The following is a 20,384-nucleotide window of genomic DNA, read 5'->3' on the forward strand; positions in this document are numbered from 1 at the left end:
CTTGTTCTTTATATCCAGGCTATCCCCGGCTTATCTGAACAGCGAAGAAAGTGACCCATGGCAAACCAGGCTAACACCCCCGTCCGTCGCGCCCTGATCAGCGTGAGTGATAAAACCGGCATCGTCGATTTTGGCCGTGCCCTGACTGAACGCGGCGTTGAGCTGCTCTCCACTGGCGGCACCTTCCGCCTGCTCAAGGAAAACAACGTACCGGTCACTGAAGTGTCCGACTACACCGGTTTCCCGGAAATGATGGACGGCCGGGTAAAAACCCTGCACCCGAAGATCCACGGTGGCATTCTGGGCCGTCGCGGCACCGATGATGCCATCATGGGCGAGCACGGCATTAACCCCATCGACATGGTGGTGGTAAACCTGTATCCGTTTGAAGACACCGTAGCCAACCCCGACTGCGATCTGGCCACCGCCATTGAGAACATCGACATCGGCGGCCCCACCATGGTCCGTGCTGCGGCCAAGAACCACAACGATGTCGCCATCGTAGTCAACGCTTCCGACTACAGCCGGGTACTGAAAGAGCTCGACAACAACGATGGCCAGCTCAGTTACAACACACGCTTCGACCTGGCGGTAAAGGCCTTCGAACACACCGCCGGTTACGACGGTGCCATCGCCAACTACCTGGGTGGCCGCACCCCGGACAACGACAACGCCGATTTCCCCCGCACCTTCAACGCCCAGTTCGTGAAGGTCCAGGATATGCGCTACGGTGAAAACCCGCACCAGCGTGCTGCTTTCTATGCCGAACGCAACCCGAAGGAGGCCTGCATCGCCACCGCCAAACAGCTGCAGGGCAAGGAACTGAGCTACAACAACGTAGCCGACACCGACGCCGCCCTGGAGTGCGTCAAGCCCTTCGCCGATCCGGCCTGCGTCATCGTCAAGCACGCCAACCCCTGTGGCGTAGCCATCGGTACCGATATACTTCAGGCCTATGACCTGGCTTTCGCCACCGACCCCACTTCGGCGTTCGGCGGCATCATCGCCTTTAACCGGGAACTGGATGCGCCGACGGCTAAAGCCATCGTGGACCGTCAGTTCGTGGAAGTGATCATTGCCCCGAGCGTAGCGCCGGAAGCGGTTGAGATTGTCGCTGCCAAGAAGAACGTACGCCTGCTGGCCTGTGGTGAGTTCGACGGCGAGCGCGCCCAGACCATGGACTACAAGCGCGTGACCGGTGGCCTGCTGGTGCAGGACCGTGACCTGGGCATGGTCGCCATGGAAGACGTGAAAGTCGTCACCGAGCGCCAGCCCTCCGAGCAGGAACTGAACGACCTGCTGTTCGCCTGGGAAGTGGCCAAGTACGTGAAATCCAACGCCATCGTGTACGCCAAGGCCGGCCGCACCATCGGCGTGGGCGCAGGCCAGATGAGCCGCGTTTACAGCGCCAAGATTGCCGGCATCAAGGCCGCCGACGAAGGCCTGGAAGTGAAGGGGTCCGTCATGGCATCGGATGCTTTCTTCCCGTTCCGGGACGGCATCGACGCCGCTGCGGCGGCCGGCATTACCGCTGTCATCCAGCCGGGCGGCTCCATGCGCGACCAGGAAGTGATTGACGCTGCCAACGAACACGGCATCGCCATGGTCTTCACCGGCATGCGCCATTTCCGTCACTGATCAAAGAATTCAGGAGCAACACATGAACATTCTGGTTATTGGCAGTGGCGGGCGCGAACACGCCCTGGCCTGGAAAGCCGCGCAATCCCCCCTGGCAGACAAAGTCTTCGTAGCGCCCGGTAACGCCGGCACCGCCCGGGAACCGAACCTGGACAACGTCGACCTGGACGTGATGGACCTGGACGGCTTGGCCAACTTCGCCGAGCAGAACAATGTGGGCCTGACCATCGTCGGCCCGGAAGCCCCGCTGGTGGCCGGCGTGGTGGACAAGTTTGAAGCACGGGGCCTGCGCATTTTCGGGCCGAGCGCCGGCGCGGCCCAGTTGGAAGGCTCCAAGGCCTTCACCAAGGACTTCCTGGCCCGCCAGAAGATCCCGACCGCCGACTACGCCAACTTCACTGACGTCGATGAGGCCCTCGCCTACGTGCGGGAAAAAGGCGCACCGATTGTGGTCAAAGCCGACGGCCTGGCCGCCGGTAAAGGCGTGATTGTCGCCATGACCCTGGCCGAAGCCGAAGATGCCATCCGCGACATGCTCGCAGGCAACGCCTTTGGCGATGCCGGCAGCCGCGTAGTGGTGGAAGAATTCCTGGACGGCGAAGAAGCCTCTTTCATCGTGATGGTCGACGGCAAGAACGTGCTGGCCATGGCCACCTCCCAGGATCACAAGCGGGTGGGCGACGGCGACACCGGCCCCAACACCGGCGGCATGGGTGCCTACTCTCCGGCCCCGGTGGTTACAGCTGATGTACACCAGCGCATCATGGACGAGGTGATCTACCCCACCGTCAACGGCATGGCCGCTGAAGGTCACCCTTACAAGGGTTTCCTGTACGCCGGTCTGATGATCGACACCAATGGCGCTCCCAAGGTGATCGAGTTCAACTGCCGGTTCGGTGACCCGGAAACCCAGCCGATCATGCTGCGCATGAAGTCGGACCTGGTGGAACTGTGCCAGGCCGCCGTGGATGGCAAACTGGACCAGTGCGATTCCGAGTGGGACGACCGCGCCTCTGTAGGCATTGTGCTGGCGGCCGGCGGTTATCCTGCCGACTACAGCAAGGGAGACGTGATCTCTGGCCTGCCGGAAGGTGAAACCGAAGGCGAGAAAGTCTTCCACGCCGGTACCAAGCTGAGTGGTGACGATGTGGTGACTGCCGGTGGCCGGGTGCTGTGCGCCACCGCTTTGGGCAACACGGTGACCGAAGCCCAGCAGCGTGCTTACCAGCTGGCGAAGACCATCAGCTGGAACGGCATGTTCTACCGGAACGACATTGCCTACCGGGCCATTGCCCGGGAACAGTAGAGCTGCCTGCTAGCGAATCACAACCCGGCCCCGCGCCGGGTTTTTTTATGGTCGAAAGCCAATAGGAACCCCAAATCTACATCATAATAATTACTTGTTGTTAACGCTTATCATTTGTATAATTGCAACACTTATTCAATAACACCTGCACAGGATGCGATTATGCAACAACGTTTTAACCGCCGTTTTATCGTAGCCGCCATCATGGCCGCCTCCCTTCCTGCCGTGGCCCAGGAGCACACATTGAAGGAGCTGGTCATCATCGGGGACGAGACCTCAGCCGCCAGCCTGCCGGGCTCAGCCCATGTGGTAACAAACGAAGACCTGGAAACCATGAAGTACACGGACGTGCACCGAGTGGTAAAGGAAGTGCCTGGCGTTTATCTGCTTGAAGAGGAAGGCTACGGCCTACGCCCTAACATCGGTATTCGTGGCTCCGGTTCCGGCAAATCCGGCAAGGTTACCCTGATGGAAGACGGCGTGCTGATGGCCCCGGCTCCCTACTCTGGCCCAGCCGCCTACTACTTCCCGTCCTTCGGCCGCATGAACGGCGTTGAAGTGCTGAAAGGACCAGACCTGCTCCGTTACGGCCCGGCCACCGTTGGCGGCGCCATTAACCTGCGCTCCACGCCGATTCCGACCACGACCGGCGGTCGGGTAACGGCGGAAATTGCCGAAGATAACGGCAAACGCATCCACGCCTGGTATGGCGCCAACAGCGAACAGGCCGGATGGCTGATCGAAACTCACCAGCAAGAAAGTGACGGCTTCAAGGACATCCGCCAGTCAGACCGCGACGCCGGCTTCGACAAGCAGGATTATGTCGCCAAGCTCCGTCTGAACACACGCCCGGACGCCGACATCTACCATCAGCTCGACCTGAAAGTGGATTACAGCGAAGAGCTGAGCCTGGAAACCTACCTCGGCCTGACCGACGCGGACTTCAATGCCAACCCGGACCAGCGCTACTTCGCGTCTGAGCGGGATAACATGGATACCCAGCGCACCGGTTTCATGGCCCGGCACCTGGTGGATTTCAATAACGATGTGACCCTGACCACCACCGCCTACCGCAATGAGTTCAAACGCAACTGGTACAAAGCGGCGGGGCTGAACTCCCTGATCAATGCTGCCAATGGTGGTGACGCCCTGGCCCAGCAGCAACTTCGCGGTGAGGCCGACCTGGCCGGCATAGAGATCAAGAACAACGCACGTGAATACGAATCACAGGGCATCGATTTTGTGGCGGATTGGGGCCTTGATCTGGCAAGCATGCGCCACGACCTTACCTTTGGCCTGCGCTACCACGAAGATGAAGTAGACCGCCTGCAGCCGGTAGACACCTTCGACCAGGTGATCGTGAACGGTAGACCGGTTCTGCAATATGTTTCCACAACCTCGGGCACCGGCATCAATGGCGGCAACAACGCCATTGAAAAAGCAGAAGCCTGGAGCACCTACATTGCAGACCGCGTTACCGTCAATGATCGCCTCACCGTCACCGGCCTGCTCAGGTACGAGGATATTGAAACCAGTCGTGTACGCTATCAGCAAGAAGCCCGCACCGATGTGCAGGACCGCGCCTCAAACAGCACTGGTGAACTTCTGCCAGGTCTTGGCGCAACCTACAAACTGGATGGCGGCGTAACGCTCCTGGCCGGAATTCATCGGGGTATGGCTCCGGCTGGTGCAGGTAGCACCGACGTGGACCCTGAACTCAGCACCAACTATGAGCTTGGCGCCCGGATTCAGCGCGGCGCTGGTCGCTACGAGCTGATCGGTTTCTACAGTGACTATGAAAACACGGTCCAGAACTGCTCCGTGGCTACCCCTTGCGCTGGCGGCCAGGACTTCGGTTCGGTCAGTCAGGGTGAAGCCCGCATTCAGGGCATTGAAGCCCTGGCAGGCTACGAGTTCGCTCTGACCAACGGCCTGTCTGTTCCGGTTGAAGCCACCTGGACCTACACCGATGCCGAGGTCACCAAAGACAGCGATTCCGGTAACGTTCTGAAGGGCGACAACCTTGTTTACCTGCCAGAGAACGTCCTGAACCTGCGTACCGGACTGCGCGCCGGGAATCAGTGGGACGCCTACCTGAACGTGTCATACGTCGACGAGATGTGTATCGACAACACCTGCGATCGCAGCGGCACCGACAACACCTTCAGAAAGACCGAGTCTCTCACTGTAGTTGATCTTTCCGGCAGCTACCGCGTTGCCGAAGGCGCCCGCGTCTTTGCCAAGCTCGATAACGTGTTCGATACCCAGAAAATCATCGCTCGCTCACCGGAAGGCGCCCGGCCGAATCTGCCGCGTACGGCATCCCTGGGCATTACCGTCGATTTCTGATCGACGTCTCCACACAAATGGCTGACGGACCAGCCTGACTCAGGAAAACTTCAGCCCGGCCATTGACCGGGCTTTTTTCTGGGGTAGTGTTAGCGTTCAAAACGACCACCATGAAAAGGAGTTCTCCGTGCCGCGCTCTGCTCTTAACCTCGTCCTCTTGCTTGTAACCACACTACTGATAAGCGCCTGCTCGAAACAGAGCATCTACGACCGCGCCATTGGCTGGGAGCGTTCCAGCGCTGGCCTTGAGCCGGCCGAAGTCACGATTGGCGAGCTGGACATTACCTACCTGCGCAGCAAAGAGGCTGTAGAAGGTGACACCCTTGTCCTGATACACGGCTTCGGCGCCAACAAAGATAACTGGACGCGGCTGGCCAAGGAGTTCAAGGGCGAATTCAACGTCTACGCCATCGACCTGCCCGGCCATGGCGACAGCAGCAAGCCCCTGGACATCGGCTACCGGTTTGAAGACCAGGTGAGCTACCTGAATCAGATCCTGGCGGAACTGGGCGTACGGCAGTTCCATATGATGGGTAACTCCATGGGCGGCGCGATCACCGCGCTCTATGCAGCCACTCACCCGGAGCAGATTCAGACCGCAGTGCTGTTCGACCCCGCCGGTATCTTTGAGTATGAAAGCGAACTGGTAGATCGGGTGCTGGATGGTGACAACCCGCTGATCCCGAAGAAGAAAGGTGATTTTGACAAGCTTCTGGACTTCGCTCTCGAAAAGCGCCCCTTCGTACCCTGGCCGATTTTTGATGTGATGGAAGAAAAAGCCATCGCCAACCGGGAAGTGAACGAGGTTATCTTTGCCGCCATTCGCGACACCGGATTTGAGCCAGACTTCCGCGACGCCATTACCCGGATCGAAGCTCCGGTACTGGTGGTCTGGGGTAAGCTGGACAGGGTAATCGACTACCGCAACGCCGATGTGTTCGTTGACGCCATCCCCAATGCACGCAAAGTGCTCCTGGACGATATTGGCCATGCGCCCATGGTTGAAACGCCGGCAGAATCTGCCCGGCTATTCCGGGAATTCCTGGCCGACAACGTCAAATAGCGCAGGTCCGGAACCCGGTAAACACATCGCTGCGAAACGGCAGGTAAGCCTGCCGGTAGGTGCCTCGAATCAGGTTGGATGACGTGGCACAGCTGCCACCCTTGGTGACCTTATGGGTGGCAAACTGCAAGGTGGACATAAACGGGTACATGTCCACCTTGAAACCGTCATAGGGCAAGAAGTCGTTGGTGGTCCACTCCCACACCGCACCGATCATCTGCCGGCAACCCGACCGGCTGGCCCCGGCGGGATAGTCGAACACCGGATTCCGGGCCATGGTGCGGCCGTCCAAATCCGCCCTTGAACTGTCCGGGGCGTCATTGCCCCAGGGATAACGGCGGAACGGTTCCCCGGGCTTGTTGCCCAGCGCTGCCACTTCCCATTCATACTCCGTCGGCAACCGACGCCCCGCCCACTTGCAGTACGCCTCCGCTTCCCAATAGGTCACATGGGTAACCGGCGCATCCGGCTCCAGGGCCAGCCACTGGTCGAACACCCGCTCTTGCCACTGGCCGTCATGCCAGCGCCAGTACAACGGGTGCCGGGGTACATGCATCAGGGGTTCCGTTACACCGTACACCAGGCTGACATCCTGCTCAGACTCCAGCCATTTCCTGCCACCGAACGACCACAACTCCGGCCGCTGGTAACCGCAATCGTCCACAAACGCCTGAAACTCCCGATTGCTCACCAGCGTACGACTGATGGCGAACGTCGGTAGTTCAATCTCGAAGCGGGGTTTCTCGGCATCAAAGGCAAAGTCTTCGGTGGCGAACTGCTCTGACTCGCCAGGCATACCAATTACCCAGCGCCCGGCAGGGATTTCCGCATCCTCGGCGATCGCCTCGCCCGGGGATGGCCGGTCAGCCTTGAAGTCCACAGGCGCCGGATACCCCACCGTCTGCCGGCACCAGATCAGCGATTCGATATGCATATTCTGGTGGTAAATCGCGTAGCGGTAGAGATACAGCTCCCGCTCGGTCAACTCACGGCTCTTGATGCGCTCTGCAACCCGATCGTAAATGGCATTGAAGTACGTGAGCGTTTCCTCACGGCCGGGAAACAAATCCCGGCGCCAGCGATCTTTGTGGTCAACATGGAAGGAATCCCACAGGTCATCCATAGCTGGATCATAACTGGGCGAGCCATCCAGCAGGTTGAACACGAAGACCTCGTAGAAGAACGCAGAATGCCCCATTTCCCAGAGCGGAGGGTTCACACCAGGATGGTAGGGAACATCGAGTTGCTGCTCCGGCAGCGTGCAGATCAGTTGCTCCGTGCGTGATCTGGCCAGTTCCAACTCATCTAATAGCTGTAACTTTTTCACTTGAGCAACCATGTGCCGCAACTCCGGAGTCTAAATACGTTTGCCGTCTGGCTCGGTGGTATGAGCAGGTGGGGAAGGCCTTTCCAAAACACGCTGTGAATACATCCCTGTACGCTCTGCTCCGCCATCCATGGCTCCGCAAGGTTTTGGAAAGGCCTTCCCCACCTGCTCTTCGTATCTTCTGCCTGTCCGAAAGAATAACAAAGAAAAAACCGCCGAGGGCAAAACCCACGGCGGTTCAGTAGCTATCATTACGATAGGTGACAGAAATCAGGCCACCTCAGGCATCCTTCTTGCGGTTACGCCGCCAGTCGGCCAGATCTTCGATCAGCTTGTAGAACAAGGGAACGAAGAACAGCGCCAGGGTACTGGCCGCCAGCATACCGCCCACCACTACGGTACCGATTTCCTGACGGGAAACCGCACCCGCACCGGTACTGAAGGCCAGCGGCATGGAGCCCACGATGAACGTCAGTGCCGTCATCATAATGGCCCGGAAACGCTGGCGTGCAGCCGTGCTGGCAGCATCAAAGGAACTCATGCCACTTTTCCGGTTCTGGGCGGCAAATTCCACAATCAGAATGGCGTTCTTCGCAGCCAGGCCAATCAGCACCAACAAACCCACCTGGAAGTAGATATCGTTGGGGAAGCCCCGTAACAAAGACGCCAGCGCAGCACCGAATACACCGAACGGCACAGCGGTCGCTACCGCCACCGGCAAGCCCCAGCGTTCGTACTGGGCGGCCAGGATCAGGAATACCAGCAACAGGCCCATGCCGAAGGCAAGAGTGCCGGAGTCCGCAGAATCCTGCAGCTGGTAGGCTTCACCGGTCCAGCCCAGCAGGGTGTTACGATCAAACTGTTCCGACGCCACCGCCTGCAGGGCCGCCAGGGCGTCACCGGTGGTGAAGCCCGGCGACGGGTCTGCCAGCAGTTTGGCGGCCGGATACACGTTGAACCTGTTCAGGATATCGGGGCCGCTGACCCGCTCCAGTTCCACCAGGGAACTCAGCGGAATCATCTCGCCATAGTTGGAGCGCACAAACACCCGGCGCAGGTCGTCCGGATGGCTACGGAACTCACCTTCTGACTGAAGGTTTACCTGCCAGTTACGGCCCTGCAGGGTAAAGTCGTTCACGTACAGGCCACCGAAGGTGCTCTGCATGGTGGTGAAGATCTGGTCAATCGGAACCCCGGCAGCCTGGGCTTTTTCCCGATCCACGTTGGCCTTGTAACGGGGAATGCCGGTATCCAGGGTCACCCGCACATTCTGCAATTCCGGCCGCGCGTTGGCGGCCTGGGTGAACTGGTCTGCCATGGCCTTGATCTCAGCCGGGGTGCGGCCACCACGGGCCTGAATATAGCCTTCCACACCACCGGTGGTGGACAAGCCCTGAATCGGAGGCGGGGTAAAGGCAATCACAAACGCTTCCGGCATCCCAAAGCCAATGCCCATGATCTTGTTGGCGATGTCGGCCGCCTTCTGGCCCTCGCCTTCCCGCTCTGCCCAGTCTTCCAGTGTCACGAAGGCCACACCACTGTTGGTCCGCAGAGCGCTGGAGATGATGTCGAAACCGGCAAAGGACACCACGTCTTTCACTTCCGGCAGTTGCATCATCTGCTCAACCAGCTGGTCGCGAGTGTCCGCCGTCCGGCTCAGGGCCGAGGTGGGGGGCAGCGAGTAGGCCGCTAACACAAACCCCTGGTCTTCCTGGGGCACCAGGCCAGAGGGCATTTTGTTCAGCAGGAAGGCGGTGCCGCCAAGCATCGCGGCAAACAGAAGCACGCCAATCACCGCATGGCGCAGCAACCAGTCCACCACGGCAGAGAAGCCGTTAGTGAGTTTGTCGAAGCCGGCGTCAAACCAGCGGAATACTGCCAACTGTTTGCCTTCGTGGCCGAGCAACAAAGCACACATCGCCGGTGTCAGGGTCAGCGCCACGATGCCGGATATCACCACCGACACCGCGATGGTTATCGCAAACTGTCGGTACAGCTCACCGCTGAGCCCGCCCAGGAAGGCCACCGGGGCAAACACCGCCACCAATACCAGAGTGGAAGACACCACCGCGCCGGACACCTGCTGAATGGTCAGAACCGCCGCATTGTAGGAAGACAAGCCCTGCTCTTTCATCAGGCGCTCGGCGTTTTCCATGATGATGATGGCGTTATCCACCACTACCCCGATCGCCAGTATCAAGCCGAACAGGGTCAGCAAGTTGACCGAGAACCCCAGTGCCTGCATGCCGGCAAAGGTGCCAATCAAAGACACCGGGATGGCAATCAGCGGTATCAGGGTAGCGTTGAAATGCTGCAGGAACAGGAAGGTCACCAGCACCACCAGCAACACCGCCACAATGAAGGTGGAGATCACCTCCTGGATCGAGATATCAATGAACCGGGTGGTGTCGTAGGGCACGTTGTATTCCAGGCCCTCCGGGAAGCGGTCTGCAATTTCTTCCATGGCCGCGTTCACGGCATCAGCAGCGTCCAGGGCATTGGCACCGGGCTGCAGGTACACCCCCATGGGCACGGTGGCACCACCATTGTAGACCGCTGCGAAGTCGTAGTTCTGGGCGCCCAGCTCGATTCTGGCCACGTCTTTCAGGCGCAGGGAGGCACCCTGATCATCACTACGCAGGATCACCTCACCGAACTCTTCAGGGCTGGTCAGCCGGCCCGGGGCTGACACGCTGAAGGTGAACGCCTGCCCTTCGGGCGCTGGTTCCGCCCCGATCCGACCCGCCGCAAACTGGGCGTTCTGGGCGCGCAAGGCAATGGCTACATCGTTGGGAGTCAGCTCGTACTGGGCGAGTTTGTCCGGCCTCAGCCACACCCGCATGGAATAATCCTGGGCCCCGAACAGGGAGGCATCGCCAATACCGGGCAACCGCACTAACTCATCCAGCACGTTCAGCAAGGCATAGTTGGAGATCTCCACCACATCCATGGTGTTATCCGGAGAAGACAGGGTAATCACTTGCAGGATGGAGGTGGAACGGGCTTCCACTTTCAACCCCTGGTTACGGACGGACTGGGGCAGGCGAGCCAGCGCCTGCTGTACCCGGTTATTGACGTTGATGGTGGCCTGGTCAGGATCGGTGCCAATCTCAAACGAGACCGTCACCCGGAAGCTGCCGGAATCTGTGGCGCTGGATTCCAGGTAGATCATGTTGTCCACGCCGTTGATTTCCTGCTCCAGCGGCGCCACCACTGAATCCGAAATCACGTCCGCGCTGGCACCCGGGAACCGGCCGTCCACCACCACCTGGGGCGGAACTACGTTTGGATACTGTTCTACGGGCAGCCCAATCAGTGCCAGAAGACCACCAAGCGTGATGATGATGGAAACGACCGATGCGAAGATCGGCCGGTCGATGAAGGTCCGCAGCATCAGTCTGAGCCTCCCTCATCATCGGTATTGGTGACGTTTACCGTTGCGCCATCGCGCAGGTTAACCAGGCCGCTGACGATGTAACGATCACCTTCTTCCAGGCCGCTGAGAATGATCTGGCGACCGCTACTCACCGGGCCAAGCTCTACCCGACGTGCCTTTGCGGTGCTGTCATCGTCAACCACATAGACCACCGGCCCGTTCGGCCCCTGAGTCACCGCTCTTTCCGGAATTGCGATGGCATCTTCGAAGCTCTGCAACTCAACCCGAACCCGTACAAACTGGCCGGGCACGATCACATTCTCCGGGTTACCAAAGACCGCGCGGGCCGATACTGTACCGGTACGCGGGTCCAGCGTGGAGGCGGTAAAGTCGATCTGCCCATCCAGCTCATATTCCTGGCCGTCGGCCAGTATCAGACGGGCGGCCACTTCCTGATCGCCGGCACCGCGCATCCCCTCGCGGGCAGCCCGGCGAATGTTGGCGTCGTTCTCAGGCAGGGCAAAGCGCACATGGATCGGGTCCAGCTGGACAATCGTGGTCAGCAGGGTACCGGAGCTGATCAGACTGCCTTCGGGAAAATCTTCCAGGCTGGTGACACCGCTGACCGGCGCGGTTACCGAGGTATAACCAAGGTCCAGCTCCGCCTGGGCGACGCCGGCATTGGCCACCGCCAGATTGGCCTGGGCCAGCTCCAGTGCGGACTGGGCAGCATCCCGGTCCCGTTCACTCACCGCGTTGCGCTGGAACAGTGATGAAATCCGGTTCCACTCCCGTTCAGCCTGGCGCCGGTCGGCCTCGGCCACCTGGCGCTGAGCCTGGGCCCGTTGCAAGGCCGCTTCCGCAGGCTTGCGATCGATCCGGAACAGCGGGTCGCCTTCCTGTACCATCTGGCCTTCTTCGTACAGACGCTCTTCCAGAATACCCTGAATCCGCGCCCGCACTTCCACCTCACGGGCACCCCGAGCGCGGCCGGCATAATCTTGGCGCACACTGATGTTTTCGGCCACGGCTCGCTCAACCACCACGGCTGCTGGCGGCATACCGCCGCCCTGCTGACTGCCTGCGCCGTCGTTACTGCAACCAGACAGAATGAACAGGCATGACAAACCTGCAACCAAAAAGCCATTGCGAGCCATCGGCCGGTGAACGTTATCAATGCGCATGGCGCGGTCTCCTGAAAACCGGTTTAAAGACATAAGGCGAGCCGGGATGGAATAGCGGGCCCGGGATAATACATAACGTTAATAGGGCGCTAAAATACATCCATTCATGTATGTATGTAAACTGATTTCCTTTATACTTCGGTTTTTTCCCATCAGATGACTGCGATTAATCATGGCCCGAAAAACAAAAGCCGAAGCCGAAGCCACCCGGGAAGCCATTCTCGATGCGGCGGAATGCGTCTTTATGGACAAGGGCGTTGCCAAAACCTCGCTGGAAGAAATCGCCCGCAAGGCCGGCGTTACCCGAGGCGCGGTGTACTGGCATTTCCGCAACAAGGCGGACATCCTCGACGCTATGCTTGAGCGAGTGCGAGCGCCTCTGGGTGAGATGATGGATGAAACTGCGGAAGCGGATCAGGGGCTTGAGAGCCTGAAAAACCTGTGCATTGTCGCACTTCGCAAACTGGCCCAGGACACCCGCTACTTTCGCGTTTACATGATTCTGTTCCATCGCAATGAATCCGACCAGGCCATTGCCAAACACCGGGAGCTGGCCCGGGAAGCCACAGAATTTGTCACGGAAATCCTGGGACGCCCGGAAAACCGGATAAAGCTACACCCGGAACTAACGCCCGCCCAGGCCGCCTACTTGCTGCATACACAAATGCTGGGACTGTTTTTTGACTGGCTGGCCGATCCAGAGCAATGGCCGCTGGCTGACGTGGCGCCTACCTTTGTAGAGGCTTACTTCCGGGGCCTATTGGCCGAACGCTAGTCATCCCCAGACCCAAAGTATCATCGGCACTCCGACAACCGTCACGAGCACCGACAACGGCAAGCCAAGGCGCCAATAATCCCCGAAACGATAACCCGCAGGCTCCATAACCAGGGCATTGGACTGATGCCCGATCGGGGTAAGGAAGGCACAGGAAGCGCCTACGGCCACCGCCATCAAAACGGCATCCGATGCCAATCCAAGTTGGCTGGACACCCCGAGGGCTATCGGGGCGACCAGTATGGCCGCCGCCGCGTTGTTGACCACGTTCGACAACAACATGGTGCCCACCAGGATGATGGTCAAGGCGACCCAGGCGGCCTGCCCCTGGGCAACCGTCAGGATCTGCTCCGCTATCAACGCAGCACCACCCGTGGTTTCAAGGGCCTGCCCTACGGGAATCATTGCGGCGAGCAGCACGATCACCGGCCAGTCGATGGCTCGGTAGGCATCGCCGGCATCCATCAACTGCACAAGCACCATGGCCACCGCACAGGCCACCAGCGCCACGGGCGGTGTCAGCAGGCCAGAGAGGATGATCGCGATGGCGGCGAGGAACACCCCGCCGGCCAGCCAGAGATTTTTCTCCCGGCCGAGGGTCAAGCCCCGCTCCGCCAGCGGCAGGCAACCCAGGGTTTGCAGTGTCGATAACAAATTGTCTTCATAGCCCTGCACCAGCAGGATATCTCCGGAACGGAATCGGATGTCTGCCAGGCGCCGCTTTAATCGATGCCCCTGCCGGGCAATGGCCACCACGTTCAAACCGTAGCGTTCTCTCAGGTTCAGTCGGTTGGCGGAACGCCCGATTAAACGCGACGATGGTGAAATCACGGCTTCCGTCAGTCGAACGTCCCCGGCTGCCACCTGCTCTTCGGTGCCCTCTCGGGATGTCATTGGCTCCGACTCTTTCCCTTCTTCATCCTCGTCGTTCACCGCATTGGCAAGTGCCAGCCCGGTTTGCTCGACAAACTCCTGCAGACTCTCGGTGTCGGCTTCCACCAACAGCACATCGCCGCACTTCAGCACGTTGAAGGTTGATGGTGCTGGCGAGACCTCCTCTCCCCGAATCAATGCCAGTGCCACCAGGCTCTTCTCGGTGCCGCCCGAGGTAAGCAGGTTGTGCAGTGTGCCACCGGCAAAGGGCGACTCTTCCGGCACCTTCAGTTCAGTAACATACTCACCAACGCTGAACAGTTTGTCGCCACCAGCCGGGTCGTCGCGCTTGGGTGTCAGACGCCAGCCAATCACACCGATGAACACGATGCCGACAGCGGTAATGGCCAGCCCAACAGGCGCAAAATCAAACAGGCCGAAAGAGCCCGCTTCGCGATAACTGGCAATAATGATATTGGGGGGTGTACCAATCAGGGTAATGGTGCCTCCTAGCAAAGAGCCGAAGGCAAGTGGCATCAGCAGCAAAGACGGAGAGCGCCCGGACTGCCGCGACATCCAGATCGCCACGGGCATCAACAGCGCAAGCGCACCCACGTTATTGATAAAGCCGGAACACAAGGCCACCACCAGAGTCAGGGTGATGACCTGCAGAACGGCGTTACGTCCAACCTTACCAAGCAATCGGGCGACTGCATCCACAACACCACCGTTGACCAGCCCCTGGCTGATCACCAATACAGCGGCTACGGTAATCACCGCGGGGTGACCAAATCCCGCGAACAACTGGTCGGGGGCAACCAGGCCGGAGACAGCAACCGCCAGCAAGGCGAGCATGGCTACGATATCGAAGCGCAGGCGGTTCCAGATAAACAGGGCAAGGGTTGTGCCCAGAATCAGAAACACCGTCCATTGATCAGATAGCATGGAGCCACTCCACTCTTCGGCCAGACATGTCAGCTTTCCTTACAGAGCTCTTGTCAGTGCGCCCCACACCCATCTCCAACTCGCTGTATTGTCAACGCCCCGGAGAACTGGTGCAGAATCTGCTTGCCTGGTTGTCAGGGATTCCGCCTGCATGACAAAGCTCATCAGCAGGTCACAGGGCCGTGGTCGACTATAGCAGTTTCCGCATTCGCTCCCCCAAGATTCCCAACAGAAGCAGTCGGTTGTTCAGTCACTTTGCAGGAGCAAGGTTATGGAACAGAAACGACCGCTCGTCTGGTTGTCGGCGGATTCAGGCGAAAACACGGTACCGTCATCACTCACATCCCAGTGGGCGATTGTACCGGTTGATATCAATACCCAATCCCTGGCCATTTTGCCGCACTGGCGGGGGCTGGCGGTGGGTGTGTGTGTTGTTGCCGATCTCGAGCTTGCCGGGTTACCGTTGTTCGCGCCCTGGCTGGAGGCTTTACCGGTATCGTCCTGGCTCGCCCTGGTTCGGCGCGAGCAGCTGCAACACCCGGCGGTGCGCCAACTGATTCGGGAATTCTGCCAGGATTACCACACCCTTCCCATCGCCCCCTACCGCCTGTCCGACAGCCTTGGCCACATGTGGGGCATGTCGAAACTGACCGAAGCATTGGCCAGTTCCGACCATGCCAGTGATTATCAACAGTACGCGCTGGAGGGCCCCTCCAGCGCCATTCGCATGGCCCGCAGCCTGGTTCGCAAGTTCTCCATCACCAACGAGCCGTTGCTGATCTACGGCGCCAGCGGCACCGGCAAAGAGGCGGCGGCACGCTTCGCCCACGAGCATTCCGATCGGCGCACGCAGGCCCTGGTCAATGTAAACTGCGCCGCCCTGCCCGCTTCATTAACCCAGAGCGAGCTGTTCGGACACGAACGGGGGGCCTTTACCCACGCCTTGAACAAGCGCATGGGCCGGATCGCTGCAGCCGATGGCGGCACCCTGGTCCTCACCGGCGCCGATGAACTAAGCCTGGAACAGCAATCAGCGATCCTGCGATTCCTTCAGGACGGTATCATTGAGCCTGTCGGCGCCAGTCGCCCGATAAAGGTCAACGTCCGCATCATCGCAACCTGCAGCGTGCCCTTGGAAAAGAGGGTGGAACAGGGGCTGTTTCGATCCGATGTGTTCTACCGGCTGGGCAATCTGAGCGTGACATTGCCTACCTTGAAAGAACGCCTCGAGGACATTCCATTCCTGGCCCGCCGAGCGCTGGATGCCTGCGATGGAAGCCAATATCAGATCGGAAGCGACACCCTGGTAACTCTGGCTCGCCATAGCTGGCCGGGCAACCTCCGAGAATTGCAGAATCGAATCCGCCAGGCGGTGCTGATGACTAAGTCACTGCATATTACGCCCGAAGATCTGGGGCTGGAGCCAACCGGCGCCCCTGCCCAACCAGACCGGTTCACCCTTGAGGCGTTCCGAGCCAGGGCTGAGGAGCAGGCTATCTCCACCAGCCTGTCGCTTACCCACCAGAACGTTTCCGCCGCCGCTCGCCTACTGAAGATTTCCCGGGTGTCGTTTTACCGGCTACTCGAAAAGCACAACCTGCAGCTCCCTTCCAGCATCAACCTGAACCCCGGCAGAGGGCAAGGAGACCGAACATGAAACCACTGACCCCGATAGCGTTAGCCGCAGCCCTGGCAAGCACAGCCAATGCCGCGCCACCTGAACCAGACGCCAGGCCCAGAACAACCACGGATGCCGCCCAACAACAGGCCGTTCAGGATACCGCAACGGACATCGCCTCAATCACTGCAGATCGGGGCATAGTGACCCGGCCCGGCCGCTTCACCATCGAGCCCTCGTTCTCCCACGCCCACAGTAACGCCACTCGGGTTGCGGTGGAGGGCTACACCATCATTCCCGCGTTGCTGATTGGCCTGATCAACATCTCCGAGATTCAGCGGGACATTTTCGTCAGCGCCGTGTCCCTGAAGTATGGGTTCACCAGCCGGTTTGAGGGCAGCGTTCGGGTGCCATACCTGAGTATCCGGGAGGATCTTCGGGAAAGAGAGATTTTCCAGGGTACGCCGGTAGACACCCTGCGAGAATCGTCCGGTGAAGGACTTGGCGATGTTGAACTGGCCGTGCGTTACCAGCTCAACGACGGCCTCGATGGCTGGCCCTATCTGATCGGAGTGTTCCGAGCCAAAGCCCCGACCGGCGACGGCCCTTACGACGTCAAACAACGGGTGCTCACCGACAACAGCGGCAACCCCATCGGCATCGAACTGGCAGAACGGCCGACAGGATCCGGCTTCTGGTCGGTAGAGCCTGGCCTATCTTTCATCTACCCCACAGACCCCGCGGTGCTGTTTGGCAACCTGAGCTACGTGTGGACAATCAAGGAGGAGCAGGGCTTTGAAAACGGGGGGACCGTCGATCCGGGAGATGTGGTCCGTTTCGGATTCGGTATGGGCTTTGCGTTTAACGAACGGACGTCTTTCAGCCTCGGCTACGACCACTCGGTGATTCGTAAAACCACCTTTGAACACAACAACGATCTGTTCGCCGCCAATTTTGATCGTATTCAGGTAGGTTCACTGTCCTTCGGCCTGTCTCATCGGCTATCACCAGCAACCACCCTGAGCCTGACAGTCGCCGTTGGCGTTACCGATAACGCACCTAACAGTGAAATCACACTGAAACTGCCGATCAACCTTTAACCGGCAATCAGGGCAGGATCAGAGGCAGGCCGGAGTCTCTGGGCAGGCGATAGGCGCCACCCAGGTTGTTGAGTTCAATATTCAGCTGCCGGGTGTTCTGAATGACCGTGCTGTTGAGGCTGTTCTGGATCACAGTCATCCAGCCCCCATTACCCGCCGCGCCAGACACCAGCTCCAGCCCCTGCAAGCCGGGGACGTTCGCGGACAGCACGGTTTCCATCTGGCTACTCCAGGCATTGGACACCGGGCGATTCAGGTCGGGAATCTGCAGTCTGTTGACCACCAGGGTATCCCCATTGACCGCCACCACCTGCTCTAGGCCAATGGCAATCTCCAGATTATCCAGCACAAATCCGCCCCGTAATTCGGCCAGTTCGTTGTCGCTGAGTGGAGGTGCTGACACCCGCATGTCGGACCAGGCGAGCGGTGCCACCAGCAGAAAAACCATGGATAGACCGGTACCCTTTGTCATGATCTCACCACTCCTGTGCGCTGGGCCAATAGGGCAAGGTATGGCCAACACCCGGCCCCTTGAGACCTTTGAACAGCGGTGCCCGGGCCAGTCCAGGCCATTGGCCGTCTGCCAGGAAGCTGGACCGCCCCTGGTCCAGATGGCTACGAATCACGAACGCTGAGCCATCCCAGCTTTGCTCGAATTCAGCCCAACTGTAGGCCTTCAAACCCCGGGCGGGGTCTGCCACCAACACCTCGCGCTCACTTATGCCCCGGATAACCACAAAATGCCGGTAGCCCCCCAGGGTAACAAGGGCAATCACCGGCACACGTACCTGTTCTCGCAGTCCACTCAGGGGCAGCCGGAATCCGTCGGCCTGATACCCCTCCGCTTCCAGGTAGCGCTTCATATCGAGCATGGAGAAACCTTCCCGACGAACCTTGTCTTCATCGGCGATGGCCAGCATCCCGATGAACACCTCCTGTTCATTGACCGGGTGGTCATAGTGAAACGACAACAAGGTGGCCAGCGCTGCAGAGCCACAGCTGAAATCGTACTGTTGCCGGAAGACATCCTGGTATCGCTGGTCCAGAAAACTGCTGACACTAACCTGCACATCGCCCCCGGGGCCGGGAACCAACACAGTTCCGGCAAAAGCCGAAGGCCACAGCAGGGTCGCCAGAACACCCGTCACCAGCTGTCGTATTCCCGCCATGGCCCGCCTCCGGTTTCAATGGTTGATGAGTATGTTGATCTGGGTACTGTCCTGGATGACGACCTGATTACCACTGTTCTGAATCACCGTGGCAACGCCGTTCATATTGTCGAAGGCGTGGTCGCTGATCCGGTTGTCGCCGGTAATCACCGGGCCGGACAGTACGTTGCCACTGACCAGACCATTCTGCTGGGTTTCATTCAGCTGCCATTGCATGGAGATGCCCTGGCGACCGCTGGCGGAATCCAGCTGTTCGGCACTCAGTGGTTCTACATCGGGCCAGTCACCCGCGTTCGCCGTTATGGCAAACAGGCTGCCCAGTACCAGTAAAAGCGTGACGCACCTTGTCATGACACATCTCCCGACAACACAGGGCTGCCCGGTTCAACACCCGGAGCAGCCCTGATTGCCTCAGTTGGTGCCACCACCCGCGTTGAGGTTGGACATCACACTGACGTTGGCCTGAGTCACGCTGCCCACGCCCGCGTTCTGGGCGAAGGCTCCGACACCAGTGAAGTTAGCGGAGCCACCGGAAATCTCATTGGAGGCCCGGGTATCCACATAGGAGCTTTCACCGTTAGCACTGCCGTAGGTGACGTTGGTCCCCGATACAGAGCCATTGAGCTCGGCATCGTTCATGAACACTTCCAGGGACAGATTCAGCGTGGTGGTGCTGTTATCTGAATTGTCGCTGCTGTCGGTGTTGTAGGAATCAGTGGCGTTGGTGGAGTTATCGGAACTGTCACTGTTGCCACTGTCAGCAATTTTGAACGAATCGCTGATGTTAGTGCTGTTGTCGGAATTGTCAGAGTTATCGGAGTTATCCGAATTGTCTGAATGATCCGAGTTATCGGTGTTACCGCTGTCGGCGATCTTGAAGGAATCGCTCACGTTGGTGCTGTTGTCCGAGTTGTCGCTGTTATCCGAGTTATCGGAGTTGTCTGACATGTCGTTACCACTGTCCGCGACTTTGAACGAGTCGCTGACGTTGGTGCTGTTGTCCGAGTTATCGGAGTTATCTGACATGTCGTTGCCGCTATCCGCGATCTTGAACGAATCGCTGACATTGGTGCTGTTATCCGAATTGTCGGAGTTGTCTGAGTTATCAGACGCATCGGTATTGCCGCTATCGGCAATCTTAAACGCGTCGGCAACATTGGTGCTGTTGTCCGAATTATCCGAGTTATCGGAATTATTGGAGTTATCCGAATTGTTCGAATTATCGGAGTTGTTGGAATTATCCGACATGTTGTTGCCACTGTCGGCAATCTTGAACGAATCAGACACATCGGTGCTGTTGTCTGAATTGTTCGAGTTATCGGAGTTGTCGGTGGAGTTGTCGTTACCGGAATCCGTGTTTCCGGAATAATTGGTGTTGGCAGAGGAATTGTCATTGGCGTTGTTGTTGGGGTCGCCGTCTCCTCCCTGTTGTGCCATAGCGTAACCGGAGATACCCATGCTCATGGCGATGGCAGCTGCTAGCAGACTTTTCTTGGTATTCATGATGTCATTTCCTTTGAGTTTGTTGGCTTTGAGGAATCCGACCCAACCCGCCAGCAACCGGGTAAGCCAAGGTCCAGACCCGCTCATGTATTGGAGCGATTACCGTGCCAACCTTACCAGACAGCTTTTATCTATCTGATTTGTATAGATTTTCAGGA

Annotated in this window: 15 protein-coding genes; 7 read left to right on the top strand and 8 right to left on the bottom strand. The window is 58.9% G+C overall.

The genetic code is table 11. From position 1 onward, the window contains the following. Positions 1 to 57: 57 nt before the first annotated feature. The 4 genes from purH (at position 58) to ASQ50_RS08260 (ending at position 6,356) form a co-directional block, all read left to right on the top strand. Positions 58 to 1,638 carry a bifunctional phosphoribosylaminoimidazolecarboxamide formyltransferase/IMP cyclohydrolase gene (gene purH, locus ASQ50_RS08245; RefSeq protein WP_058092451.1) on the top strand — a complete coding sequence of 527 codons (1,581 nt, stop codon included), beginning with the start codon at positions 58 to 60 and terminating at the stop codon, positions 1,636 to 1,638. Positions 1,639 to 1,660: 22 nt separating this feature from the next. Further along, on the top strand, positions 1,661 to 2,944 hold the full coding sequence (purD, locus tag ASQ50_RS08250; RefSeq protein WP_058092450.1) for a phosphoribosylamine--glycine ligase: 1,284 nt from the start codon (positions 1,661 to 1,663) through the stop codon (positions 2,942 to 2,944). A gap of 162 nt (positions 2,945 to 3,106) precedes the next feature. Next, positions 3,107 to 5,293: a TonB-dependent receptor family protein gene (locus ASQ50_RS08255; RefSeq protein WP_058092449.1), complete on the top strand. Its 2,187-nt coding sequence runs from the start codon at positions 3,107 to 3,109 to the stop codon at positions 5,291 to 5,293. A gap of 127 nt (positions 5,294 to 5,420) precedes the next feature. After that, complete coding sequence (locus ASQ50_RS08260) at positions 5,421 to 6,356, top strand: alpha/beta fold hydrolase (protein WP_058092448.1); 936 nt, start codon at positions 5,421 to 5,423, stop codon at positions 6,354 to 6,356. On the opposite strand, the gene senA is transcribed toward ASQ50_RS08260, so the two are convergent. The 3 genes from senA to ASQ50_RS08275 all read right to left on the bottom strand — a co-directional run bounded on the left by senA (position 6,349) and on the right by ASQ50_RS08275 (position 12,243). Then, entirely contained in the window at positions 6,349 to 7,695 is a 1,347-nt protein-coding gene (gene senA, locus ASQ50_RS08265) for a selenoneine synthase SenA (RefSeq protein WP_068351451.1), read from the bottom strand. The two genes, ASQ50_RS08260 and senA, sit on opposite strands and share 8 nt — an antisense overlap. Before the next feature lie 268 nt (positions 7,696 to 7,963). Next, positions 7,964 to 11,077, bottom strand: coding sequence for an efflux RND transporter permease subunit (locus tag ASQ50_RS08270; RefSeq protein ID WP_058092447.1), 3,114 nt, complete (start codon positions 11,075 to 11,077; stop codon positions 7,964 to 7,966). Further along, the gene (locus tag ASQ50_RS08275) at positions 11,077 to 12,243 is read right to left on the bottom strand and encodes an efflux RND transporter periplasmic adaptor subunit (RefSeq protein WP_058092446.1); all 1,167 of its coding nucleotides are present in this window, start codon (positions 12,241 to 12,243) and stop codon (positions 11,077 to 11,079) included. Before ASQ50_RS08275 ends, ASQ50_RS08270 begins: the two co-directional genes overlap by 1 nt. A 172-nt stretch (positions 12,244 to 12,415) precedes the next feature. Here ASQ50_RS08275 and ASQ50_RS21730 point away from each other — a divergent pair, with 172 nt between their 5' ends. After that, the gene (locus tag ASQ50_RS21730) at positions 12,416 to 13,018 is read left to right on the top strand and encodes a TetR family transcriptional regulator (protein ID WP_058092445.1); all 603 of its coding nucleotides are present in this window, start codon (positions 12,416 to 12,418) and stop codon (positions 13,016 to 13,018) included. Here ASQ50_RS21730 and ASQ50_RS08285 read toward each other — a convergent pair whose 3' ends face one another. Then, a complete protein-coding gene (locus tag ASQ50_RS08285) occupies positions 13,019 to 14,836 on the bottom strand; it encodes an SLC13 family permease (protein ID WP_058092444.1) in 1,818 nt (605 codons plus the stop codon). Positions 14,837 to 15,107: 271 nt separating this feature from the next. On the opposite strand from ASQ50_RS08285, the gene ASQ50_RS08290 reads away from it, so the two are divergent. Together ASQ50_RS08290 and ASQ50_RS08295 are read left to right on the top strand one after the other, a co-directional pair. Continuing rightward, positions 15,108 to 16,493 carry a sigma-54-dependent transcriptional regulator gene (locus tag ASQ50_RS08290; protein WP_058092443.1) on the top strand — a complete coding sequence of 462 codons (1,386 nt, stop codon included), beginning with the start codon at positions 15,108 to 15,110 and terminating at the stop codon, positions 16,491 to 16,493. After that, positions 16,490 to 17,554 carry a transporter gene (locus ASQ50_RS08295; RefSeq protein ID WP_058092442.1) on the top strand — a complete coding sequence of 355 codons (1,065 nt, stop codon included), beginning with the start codon at positions 16,490 to 16,492 and terminating at the stop codon, positions 17,552 to 17,554. The genes ASQ50_RS08290 and ASQ50_RS08295 overlap by 4 nt, the downstream gene beginning before the upstream one ends. A gap of 7 nt (positions 17,555 to 17,561) precedes the next feature. On the opposite strand, the gene ASQ50_RS08300 is transcribed toward ASQ50_RS08295, so the two are convergent. From ASQ50_RS08300 to ASQ50_RS08315, 4 genes are read right to left on the bottom strand one after another with little or no spacing between them, the layout of a single operon-like run. Continuing rightward, positions 17,562 to 18,026: a hypothetical protein gene (locus tag ASQ50_RS08300; RefSeq protein ID WP_058092441.1), complete on the bottom strand. Its 465-nt coding sequence runs from the start codon at positions 18,024 to 18,026 to the stop codon at positions 17,562 to 17,564. 4 nt (positions 18,027 to 18,030) lie between these two features. Next, positions 18,031 to 18,723, bottom strand: coding sequence for a C39 family peptidase (locus tag ASQ50_RS08305; RefSeq protein ID WP_058092440.1), 693 nt, complete (start codon positions 18,721 to 18,723; stop codon positions 18,031 to 18,033). A 15-nt stretch (positions 18,724 to 18,738) separates the two neighbouring features. Beyond that, positions 18,739 to 19,074 carry a hypothetical protein gene (locus ASQ50_RS08310; RefSeq protein ID WP_058092439.1) on the bottom strand — a complete coding sequence of 112 codons (336 nt, stop codon included), beginning with the start codon at positions 19,072 to 19,074 and terminating at the stop codon, positions 18,739 to 18,741. A gap of 60 nt (positions 19,075 to 19,134) precedes the next feature. Next, positions 19,135 to 20,226 (bottom strand): hypothetical protein, encoded by a 1,092-nt coding sequence (locus tag ASQ50_RS08315; RefSeq protein WP_058092438.1) that lies wholly within the window; start codon positions 20,224 to 20,226, stop codon positions 19,135 to 19,137. Between the last annotated feature and the right edge of the window lie 158 nt (positions 20,227 to 20,384).

The organism is Marinobacter sp. LQ44 (genome assembly GCF_001447155.2).
GTDB lineage: Bacteria > Pseudomonadota > Gammaproteobacteria > Pseudomonadales > Oleiphilaceae > Marinobacter.